Source organism: Pantoea sp. GbtcB22 (assembly GCF_019091025.1).
GTDB classification, from domain to species: Bacteria; Pseudomonadota; Gammaproteobacteria; order Enterobacterales; family Enterobacteriaceae; genus Pantoea; species Pantoea leporis.
The window spans coordinates 1-255 of sequence record NZ_JAGXKB010000428.1 but is presented as its reverse complement, the minus strand read 5'-3'; the positions used below and the strand labels follow the sequence as shown (position 1 = coordinate 255).

Genomic DNA, 255 nt, shown 5'->3' with positions numbered 1-255 from the left:
ATGGCTTCGACCTTACCTGAAATATCGCCTATTCCATCTTAAGCCGGATGCAAACCCATGAGAAAATTCATACAATAGCACTGATGATTATTCGACCATTTTCATGGTGCGACAGATGGCTAGTCATTTTGTACGTTGGATAGGTAATCCGCCCTTTTCTTCTGAGAACATGCGGGGGCCACAAGAAGTGATCAACAGCGCTCAGCGCTTCGCTGACAAGCGTCGCGGACGCTTTCTCGCCGCACGCCAACTGCT

General features: G+C 49.0%; 1 pseudogene. It reads left to right on the top strand.

From position 1 onward, the window contains the following. Positions 1-115: 115 nt before the first annotated feature. Positions 116-255: pseudogene (locus KVT28_RS28175) on the top strand (phosphopantetheinyl transferase); the annotation flags it as partial.